The following is an 8670-nucleotide window of genomic DNA, read 5'->3' as shown; positions in this document are numbered from 1 at the left end:
AAACTTTACGAAAATGTAAAATTAATAATGGTGTATCCACTGTGCAGAGAATTCCGTTCCGTGTTACAACAATCCCAATAAGTTCTTAGTATATGAGGGAGGTGAATCCCCATTCTGAAAAATTAATCTCTTTACTTCTGCTTTGCTTCAACTGCTGGCTTTTCAGTAAAAGTTAGGTTGATGCGTATGAGGCGATGCCTACCCTACATGTTTATTTCAGATATTTAAGCAAAAGATTATGTTAATTACCCGATAGTTAAGAAAGGAGGCAAAAGGTGACGGAAAGTAAAATTGCAAAACATGTTAAATTAATAGATATTGACGCCTATTCGCCGCCGCAAATTGCGGACAAAATTGACAAGATTGCTTTGGTAAAAGCAAAATTGGGTATCACCCAGACTTTTGCCCTGGGGGTTCTGGCCGGGCTTTATATCGGAATTGGTGCGCAATTCGCTACTTTAGTAATAAGCGATTCGACTTTACATTTTGGCATTAATTCATTAATTGCAGGGGTAGTGTTTTCTTTGGGTCTCATGCTTGTTGTTGTTGGAGGTGCAGAGCTCTTTACCGGCAACTGCCTTATTATTATGGGGTATGTCAGCAAGAGGGTAACTACGATGGAAGTGGCCAATAACTGGACAGTATCCTTTTCCGGCAATTTTGTGGGGAGTTTATTGATGGTATTCCTGATGTACAATACCCATCAATGGGAATTGTTTAACCATATGGTTGGTGCAAAGGCCTTGCTTATAGCAAATACAAAGGTGAATTTGTCTTTTAAATTTGCATTGGCGCGGGGTGTACTTTGCAATGCTATGGTATGCCTTGCTGTCTGGCTCTGCTTTAGCGGGCGGAGTTCTGCCGATAAGATATTATCGATTCTCTTTCCCATAGGGGGTTTTGTTGCCAGCGGTTTTGAACACTGTGTTGCAAATATGTATTTTATCCCGATAGGTATTTTCTTGTCAAAGCAACCGGAAGTTGTTGTTGCTGCTGAAAAGATGGCGGGAAAGCCCATAGACCTTTCACTTTTAACATGGAAAGGATTTTTTGTGAATAACCTTGTTCCGGTTACCCTTGGGAATATTGTGGGCGGGGTTATTCTAGTGGGTATCGTGTTTTGGTTTGTTTATCTGCGTCCTGTTATCAAAATAAATTTTAATGTCAAACAGGATTTTTTCGACAAATAGAAGCGCTTCAAAAGATACCATTTTGTCTAAGATTTCCTTTGATTATCTTTTATAGTCATATAGAATACTTGTCTGTTGGAAAATGGTGGAGGAGCTTTTATCGATCAAAAATTGTAATGGTTCCCATGATGTGTAGAACAACCCCTCAATTCCTATAAGCGCTAAGTTGTTTTTGATATTTTTTTACAGGTAGTCCAAATCGAAGTCGGCAGTCTACAGTCAGCAATCGGCAGTCTGCAATCTACCGTCGGCAAATTGCAGACCGTGGACTGTGGATTGCAGACTGAACAGTCGGCCGTCAAATATCGAACAAGGAATATGGAATAATTGAGAGAATTAACTTGTAATCGGAATGAACTGTTACTAGAAATTTAGTTTTACCTATCATAATTTTGAAGAAAAGGGAAATTCATTATGAAATTGTGCCTGAATCATTTTTACACCGGCATTGTAATTGTCCTTTTATTAACAGGAATTAATTTTGGTTGTGCGACGCAGAAAAGATCGTTGCTTATTCCGGAAGAATCCGGCAGCGGCCTGGTGGAAATCAAAGACCCAAGGCAATTTCCTTATTTCAGGGACGATTATGATAAAAACTCTCTTTTACTGTCGATAGACCATAGCCTCAGGTATTTTGCCATGTCAAAATCCAATAAATATGGATTTCGTATGAAGGATTTTTCTCATGAAAAACTGAAGGAAACCCTGGAATATTTTCGCGATGGTGTTGTACATTGTAACAATGACGCAGAACTTAATGCGTTTATAGCGGAACATTTCAGAGTCTTTCAGGCGGTTGGCAAGAAATTTTACGGGGAAGTGCACTATACTGGCTATGGGACGCCGATTTATCAAGGGAGCCTTACCGCGGATAGTGAATTTAAATACCCTCTTTACAAAAAACCTGCTGATTTCAGAAAACCCTACTTTAAAAGAAAAGAGATTCAGGAAAATAATCTCTTGAAAGGAAATGAGATTGTCTATCTTAAATCGAAATTGGACGCCTACCTTATCCATGTTCAGGGATCAGCGCAAATTGATCTTATATCGGGCAATAAGCTTTATATAGGATATGCTGCGGATTCCGGACATGAATACACCAGTATCGGCCAGCAGTTGATTTTGGATGGAAAAATACCTGAAGAAGAACTAACGCTATCTGAACTCATAAGCTACTTCGACCGGCATCCCGACGAGCTGGATTTTTATATTAATAAAAATGACCGTTTTATTTTCTTTGAAGTGGTAAATCATGCAGTGCCTCATGGGTGTATTGGCGTGCCTGTTACCCCGATGAGGAGTATTGCTACGGATAAGAAACTGTTTCCTGCCGGCGGTTTGGCATTTGTAGTCTTAGAATCGAGGACGGCAAAAAAAACAGGCTGGTTTACTAAAAAAAATGTGGTGGAAAAGCTTTTTTTTGTGTCGGACCAAGACACGGGAAGCGCCATACAGACTGCTGCCCGGGCGGATATTTATTTTGGAATCGGGGAGCGGGCAATGTCGGATGCGGGTAGTTTGAATACCTATGGAAGGCTTTATTATTTATTAAAACGTTGAGTTCTTTTTAATCCTCGCTAGTTATTTTTTGCAAAAAATCGGGAATACTCTCATTTATCATGGCAAAATGTTTGCTCTGCAATAAGCTTTTAGGGACTTGAAATACTCTATTGTACCGTAGCAATCGGCAATCGGCAGTCGATAGTCGGCAATCTACAGTCGGCAAATTGCCGATTGCCAATTGAGGAATCTGGTAGAAATGACAGTTACAGGTATATTAAATTCTTCTATGTCCCTTCTTAGTGCTACAAATGAATGTCCTTGACAACCTTTAACCAGTGTGTTAACATTTTGCCTGTGCCTTGGCGAGTTATAATTTATTGTGAGGTATGGTTTTATGGAAATTCCTGAACGGTATAAATATTCTGTGGATCATGGATGGTTTTTTGATAACAAAAAATCGATTACCTTTGGTCTCACAGATTTTTTTATTAAAGATTTGGGCAAGCTTTTGTTTTTAGACCTTCCGCGATCAGGAGATGAAATTCTCTCCGGGATATCTTTTGGGGAAATAGAATCCCTGGATAATCTGATAGATATTATACTCCCTATAAATGCTGAAGTAGTTGCTGTTAACGAGCGTTTATACGAAGATTTGGAAATATTGAGCAATGATCCTTACGTCCGTGGCTGGTTGATAAAGTTTAGGATAGAAGATGTTAATATTTTTGATGAGTTGTTAAATGCACGGGAATATGCCGAATGTATTCGTAAGTATAAGGGATTTTCCAAACAAAGACTCCAAAGAAAAATTAAGGAAAAGAAGAGTAAAAAATAACCTTCCCAATGATTTCAACATCGAAACGCCGTCTTGTTATTCTAACAGAGGGAAAACTTGATATCCATAGTGCAAAGACTGCCGTCAGCATTGTTCGTTATTGCAAAGACGAAGTCGTTGCCATAATAGATCTCTATAATGCCGGAAAAGATCTTGAGGCAATCATTGGGATAGGAAAAGACATCCCGATTTTTAGTACGGTTAAGGAAACATTGCACCTCAAACCTGATTCACTCCTTATTGGAATTGCTCCTTTGGGTGGAGTATTGCCCATTGAATGGCAGATACACATCAGAGATGCCCTGCAGAATAAACTCAATGTTATCAGCGGGCTTCATACCTATATCAGTGATGACCTTGAGTTTGGCAAACTTGCACAAAAGAATCAGTTGAACATTTATGACGTTCGAAAACCACCTGAAAAATTATCCATTGGCACAGGAAAGGCAAAAGAGGTAAAGACATTTCGTGTGCTTACTGTCGGTACGGATTGCAATGTTGGCAAGATGGTTACCTCTATAGAGATTGCAAATGCCGCAAAAAAACGAGGTATTGACGCCTGTTTTGTCGCAACCGGACAAACAGGTATTCTTATTGAAGGTAGCGGAATCGCCATAGACCATGTCCTGTCTGATTTTATCTCCGGCGCAACAGAAAAACTCATTCTTGACCGCGCTCAATACAATCTCTTGTGCATTGAAGGACAAGGCGCGGTAATACATCCTGCATATTCCGGTGTAAATGTAGGTTTGCTGCATGGTGCGCTTCCGCAGGGTATTATTATGTGTCATCAACCAACCCGCAAAACACTGCGTCATTTTGAAAACTTTCCTATTTTGCCTATTCAGCATATCATTGAACTTAACGAAAAACTGGTGCAACCGTTTCAATCCTGCAAGGTACTCGGTATATCGCTTAATTGCTATGGCATGTCTGATGAAGAAGCATTGCGGGAAATAGAAAAAACAGAACGGGAAATAAAACTGCCGGCTACCGACCCCATTAGATTTGGCGTTGACAAATTTTTAGAGGTCATTCAGCCCCTATTACCATGAACATTTCTTTTCAGCCGTTAGACCTGGAACTAAAACATACATTCAGGATTTCAAGGGGAGCAAAAGACACCCAGAGCAACGTCATAGTTTCTTTAACAGAAGAAAGCGGTGTCTCGGGCATTGGGGAAGCGGCTCCGTCTCTTTTTTTTAAAGAGAATTCAACAAGTGTTGTGGAAGCGTTTCGCCAATTCGCCGGCTTATTGAAAAACAGCGACATTTTTCATATTGAAGATATTACCAATCAGTTAAAAAAACATTTTACAGCGAATGCAGCGGCACGCGCTGCAATTGACATAGCCCTCCATGATCTTGTATGTAAAATACTTAAAATACCTCTCTCCGCATTATTAGGGTTAAACCCTCATCACACAATGGCTACATCCTTTACAATAGGCATGGACACGATGGAAAAGATGTGTGAAAAGATTGAAGAGGTGAAGGACCTTCCCGTCTTGAAAATAAAAGTTGGCTGTGATAATGATATAGAAATCCTTGAAGAGCTGCGAAAAATAACCCGGGCGATTTTTCGTGTGGACGCTAATACCGGATGGAACAAAGAAGGGGCAATCAAAAGGTTGCATCGTATGGAAGAGCTTGGCGTTGAATTGGTGGAACAGCCTTTTCCTATTGGCGATTTTGAGGCATTGGCATATATTAAAAATAAAGTAAAAATTCCCATTTTTGCCGACGAAGAAGTGGTAGATTCAAAAGACATACCGCGATTGGCGGGTATGGTGGACGGAATTAATATAAAGCTGATGAAATGCGGTGGCATTCGGGAAGCGCTGCGTATGATTCATACCGCAAGGGCTCATAGGCTCAAAGTTATGATAGGCTGCAATATAGAGAGTTCTGTGTCTATTACTGCGGCAGCCCATTTAATGTCGTTGGCAGACTATGTTGATCTCGATGGAAACCTGCTTGTTTCAAATGATCCGTATGAAGGAGTACATTTTGAGAAAGGACGGTTATCTTTGCCGGAAAGGGATGGTCTGGGTGTTCGATTGAAGGCTGGATAACTATTTTTAAAGAAAGTCTTGTGTTTAGGCGCTAAACACCTAAACTGGCATAGCCAGAACCAAACAAGCAATATATAAAAAACACGAAATCCGAAACAAATCCGAATAACAAAGTATAAAATTCAAAACAAATCCAAAATATCCCCGTGCCTTTTTTCTTTTACATTGAGCATTGAATGGGATTATTCAATTGATTTAGCACAACGAAACCCTATGATATCGCTTTTAAATGAAGGCTCATCATAATCCCTGTTTGCGCAACGAATATGCACAATACCAGACCCATTCCAGGAACCGCCGCGAATGACCTTGCAGGTGGCGAGTGTTTTACTGAGGGAGGGTTTCAATTCATAAATAGAAACGCCTACCTCTTCCGGTCTTCCGGAATAAGGCTTTTCTTCAGGGACATCAGGCCCTTGAGGGTTTTTATCCGGGGCATTATGGTAGTATTGACTATCATACCAATCCTTAATCCATTCCCAAACGTTTCCAGCCATATCAAAACATCCGTAAACGCTTTGTCCTTGTGGATATTGCGTCACCGGGGTTGATTTTTCAATTTTTGCTTCGGCGCAATTCAGACGTGTTTTGTCAAAATCATTTCCCCACGGATATATTCTTCCGTCAGCGCCCCGGGCCGCTTTTTCCCACTCCGCTTCAGTAGGCAGCCTTTTCCCAGCCCAATTGGCAAATGCTTCCGCCTCATACCACGAAATATTTACTGCCGGACAATCTTTATCACCTTGTAATATGGCGTCTATGTCATTACTACCCGACGGATTGAAATCAAGAACATACTGCCATCCCGCTTCTGACCAATACAACTTTTTTTTATACCCGTTCGCCTCAATAAATTGAGAAAATTGTGCATTGGTGACAGGGTATTTATCAATATAATAAGCACTCAAAAAAATCTCTCTCTGCGGAATTTCATTATTTAACCGATACGTTTCGATACTTTTATCCTGTTCCAATAATTTCTCTATGTCTTCCTTTGTACTCCCCATCAAAAACGTACCTTCAGGAATCAGGATCATATCTTCGAATAAAACATTTCCAGTTTCGTAAACCTTTATCATACTTTCGCAATCACCCCTTTCTGCAACAAAAAATTCAGCCAATAAAACCTTCTTTCCGGAGATTGTTTCCCCCTAAAAAAGGAAAAGATAAACGATAATTCCAAAAACCGATATTATACCGAGAAAAACAAGGGATATATGGAATTCATCATCCTTACGCTGGCATCTCCTGGAGTTTATAACCAGCCCTGTAATGCTTACACAAAGCCAAACGATCATTATTATGAAAAAGATACGATGACAATTTCAGGTTCCATGTGCTGATTAACTGCATACTAAATTTCCTATCAAAGAACGATTCTACTTCTGGTATTGCTGCCCCAAAAATCAGTAATGCAGTAATCATAAGTATCCAACTCGTCACAACAAACCAACGAAGAGACCTAATCCAAAAATCCGGTTTTCTGCGTCTATTTTGGTGCTTGATTGCTTCGTCTTCTTCCATGGTTATAACAGTTTAGTATTTTGAAAAAACTTCAACTTTTATGAACACACCCCACATAAGTCTATGGAAGGTCTCTACATCAAAAGGGCATTGAGCGTTGAATATTGAACATTAATTTTCAAATACGAAAGATGTACTTGTTTAGCATTTCAAATCATTTTTTCATTAGAATTTGTTTCGGACTTCACCATTAAATATTCTACGACCTTGTCTCCCATCTGGGAGGTTAAAAGGATTTTTCCCTCTTGCGTAGTTTTATTTGCGAGATCTGCTGTCCGATAACCATTTTCCAGCGCCTTCATTATTGCCTCTTCAATAGCCTTTGATTCCCTGTTAAGGCCGAATGCATATTTTAACAGCATTGCCCCAGAGAGTATTTGCGCTAACGGATTGGCCTTATTCAGTCCGGCAATGTCAGGGGCGGAGCCATGAATGGGTTCGAAAAGCCCGAAGCCTGTTTTCGCAAGACTTGCGCTTGGAAGCATGCCAATGGAACCGGTAATGGCGGAAGCGAGATCTGACAATATGTCCCCAAACATATTCTCGGTAACTATCACGTCGAATTGTTTTGGATTCGTTGCCAGTTGCATGGCAGCATTGTCCACATACATGTGATTAAGTTGTATCTGGGGAAAGTGGGACTGAACGTAGTCAGTGACTACCTTTCGCCATAATTTTGAACTTTCAAGGACGTTTGCTTTATCAACGGAGGTGAGTTTTTTGTTGCGTTTCATGGCGGCGTCACAGGCGACAGCCGCAATCCTTTCGATTTCCGGTACGGAATAAATCATGTAATCTACCGCGTAATTCCCCTGCAGGGCACCTTCGTGGAGAGTGAGGGTTTTTACCTTGTTTCTCCCAAAATATATTCCTCCCGTAAGTTCCCTAACAATCAGTATGTCAAGACCTCCTTCGAGACGTTCTGATTTTAATGATGCCGCATCAGCCAACGGACCGAAAATTATTGCGGGACGCAAGTTTGCAAATAGATTATATGTGCCCCTTAAGGGAAGCAGCGCCCCGCGTTCCGGGGTAAGTTCCGGAGGTAAATTTTCCCATTTGGGGCCTCCAACTGCGCCAAAATAGATAGCATCTGAATTGTTGCAAACTTCTTTGGTTTCATCGGGCAGGGGGTGTCCGTATTTATCGTAAGCACAACCGCCTACCAGTGCTTCTTTGTAATCAAAGATATGGTTGAATTGTTTTGCTATTGCATCCAATACTTTCAAACCCTCTTTCATTATTTCAGGGCCTATTCCGTCTCCTGCAAGCACCGCAATGCGTTTTTTCATTTATAAATCTCCATCTTTCATGTCATCAGCAATTAATAATTAAAAATAGAGTTTTATCTTATTTGATTAAATAAGATTTTTTAGATAAATCGTAAACAGTGGTATTGTTCAAAAAAAACAGTGAACCTAAATCCTGCAAACAAGGCAAAGCCTTGTTGCAGGAATAGGATTGAAATGGTAGGATTTCCAAGGTATTCGGCGGTATATTGATAACAAAAAACACCTGAAAGGAGATTCACCATTTCGATGAAG

The 8670-nt window shown here is 40.3% G+C and carries 8 protein-coding genes; 5 read left to right on the top strand and 3 right to left on the bottom strand.

The features are described from left to right. The first annotated feature begins 275 nt into the window (after window positions 1-275). The 5 genes from QZT26_RS14860 to QZT26_RS14840 all read left to right on the top strand — a co-directional run bounded on the left by QZT26_RS14860 (window position 276) and on the right by QZT26_RS14840 (window position 5602). Window positions 276-1190 carry a formate/nitrite transporter family protein gene (locus QZT26_RS14860; protein ID WP_099326065.1) on the top strand — a complete coding sequence of 305 codons (915 nt, stop codon included), beginning with the start codon at window positions 276-278 and terminating at the stop codon, window positions 1188-1190. A 414-nt stretch (window positions 1191-1604) separates the two neighbouring features. Then, complete coding sequence (locus QZT26_RS14855; protein ID WP_099326066.1) at window positions 1605-2750, top strand: MltA domain-containing protein; 1146 nt, start codon at window positions 1605-1607, stop codon at window positions 2748-2750. 337 nt (window positions 2751-3087) lie between these two features. Continuing rightward, window positions 3088-3528 carry a hypothetical protein gene (locus QZT26_RS14850; protein ID WP_099326067.1) on the top strand — a complete coding sequence of 147 codons (441 nt, stop codon included), beginning with the start codon at window positions 3088-3090 and terminating at the stop codon, window positions 3526-3528. Between the two features lie 8 nt (window positions 3529-3536). Next, window positions 3537-4583 carry a DUF1611 domain-containing protein gene (locus QZT26_RS14845; RefSeq protein ID WP_099326068.1) on the top strand — a complete coding sequence of 349 codons (1047 nt, stop codon included), beginning with the start codon at window positions 3537-3539 and terminating at the stop codon, window positions 4581-4583. Beyond that, window positions 4580-5602 (top strand): dipeptide epimerase, encoded by a 1023-nt coding sequence (locus QZT26_RS14840; RefSeq protein WP_295103260.1) that lies wholly within the window; start codon window positions 4580-4582, stop codon window positions 5600-5602. The genes QZT26_RS14845 and QZT26_RS14840 overlap by 4 nt, the downstream gene beginning before the upstream one ends. 182 nt (window positions 5603-5784) lie before the next feature. Here QZT26_RS14840 and QZT26_RS14835 read toward each other — a convergent pair whose 3' ends face one another. The 3 genes from QZT26_RS14835 to leuB form a co-directional block, all read right to left on the bottom strand. Continuing rightward, a complete protein-coding gene (locus QZT26_RS14835; protein WP_157820643.1) occupies window positions 5785-6681 on the bottom strand; it encodes a formylglycine-generating enzyme family protein in 897 nt (298 codons plus the stop codon). Window positions 6682-6835: 154 nt separating this feature from the next. Continuing rightward, a complete protein-coding gene (locus tag QZT26_RS14830) occupies window positions 6836-7027 on the bottom strand; it encodes a hypothetical protein (protein WP_295103256.1) in 192 nt (63 codons plus the stop codon). 248 nt (window positions 7028-7275) lie between these two features. Continuing rightward, window positions 7276-8418, bottom strand: coding sequence for a 3-isopropylmalate dehydrogenase (leuB, locus tag QZT26_RS14825; RefSeq protein ID WP_099326071.1), 1143 nt, complete (start codon window positions 8416-8418; stop codon window positions 7276-7278). Window positions 8419-8670 lie beyond the last annotated feature (252 nt).

Source organism: uncultured Candidatus Kuenenia sp., assembly GCF_900696675.1.
Classification (GTDB): Bacteria; Planctomycetota; Brocadiia; order Brocadiales; family Brocadiaceae; genus Kuenenia; species Kuenenia stuttgartiensis_A.
Note: the sequence above shows the minus strand (reverse complement) of the source record. Positions and strands in the feature narration are given on the sequence as shown.

Bases quoted from the DNA above. Each gene is read 5' to 3' on its own strand.
- QZT26_RS14855 (WP_099326066.1), top strand. From the start codon at position 1,605: ATGAAATTGTGCCTGAATCATTTTTACACCGGCATTGTAATTGTCCTT.
- QZT26_RS14850 (WP_099326067.1), top strand. From the start codon at position 3,088: ATGGAAATTCCTGAACGGTATAAATATTCTGTGGATCATGGATGGTTT.
- QZT26_RS14845 (WP_099326068.1), top strand. From the start codon at position 3,537: ATGATTTCAACATCGAAACGCCGTCTTGTTATTCTAACAGAGGGAAAA.
- QZT26_RS14840 (WP_295103260.1), top strand. From the start codon at position 4,580: ATGAACATTTCTTTTCAGCCGTTAGACCTGGAACTAAAACATACATTC.
- QZT26_RS14835 (WP_157820643.1), bottom strand. From the start codon at position 6,681: ATGATAAAGGTTTACGAAACTGGAAATGTTTTATTCGAAGATATGATC.
- QZT26_RS14830 (WP_295103256.1), bottom strand. From the start codon at position 7,027: ATGATTACTGCATTACTGATTTTTGGGGCAGCAATACCAGAAGTAGAA.
- leuB (WP_099326071.1), bottom strand. From the start codon at position 8,418: ATGAAAAAACGCATTGCGGTGCTTGCAGGAGACGGAATAGGCCCTGAA.